The sequence below is a fragment of the Mesotoga sp. HF07.pep.5.2.highcov genome (genome assembly GCF_003666285.1).
Lineage (GTDB): Bacteria > Thermotogota > Thermotogae > Petrotogales > Kosmotogaceae > Mesotoga > Mesotoga prima.
In genome coordinates this window covers 1-513 of record NZ_JFHJ01000595.1, presented here as the reverse complement: position 1 = coordinate 513, position 513 = coordinate 1, and the positions used below count along the sequence as shown (strand labels likewise).

1 protein-coding gene is annotated in these 513 nt (G+C 46.2%); it reads left to right on the top strand.

From position 1 onward, the window contains the following. A partial coding sequence (locus BG32_RS12535; RefSeq protein WP_183084340.1) for a dihydrodipicolinate synthase family protein occupies positions 1-460 on the top strand: 460 nt, incomplete at its 5' end. Between the last annotated feature and the right edge of the window lie 53 nt (positions 461-513).

Genomic DNA, 513 nt, shown 5'->3' with positions numbered 1-513 from the left:
CCTTGCAAAACTCACCGAATTTGAGAATATCGTGGCGGTCAAGGATGAAGCGGGAATAAATCCTCTGCAAACCTCTGCCTTCTTGAAAGCAACCGAGGGAAAGATAGTTGTCTATTCCGGCGATGATCTGATGGTTCTCTCTGTCATGAGCCAGGGAGGAATTGGTGTGATAAGCGGAGGATCCCACGTTATCGGCGATATGATGAGAAATCTGATCGAGGAATTCCTTTCAGGCGACGCCACGAAAGCAACTGGCAGTTTCAAAGAGTTGTATTCGCTGTTCAGCGCATTCTTTGGAAGGAACAGGCGTTTAGTAAATCCATTGCCGGCGGTGAAGAAGGCCTTTGCATTACACTCCGGACTTGATGTCGCACGTGTAAGGCCACCATTAATGGAAATCGAAGAAGACGAAGTGGCAGTATTGAAAGATACACTCAGAAAGTTTGGAAAAATCTCCTGACTTTCAGGAACAAAAAACCGAAAGGGGGTTTGGCGATGAAAAAGGCATTTATC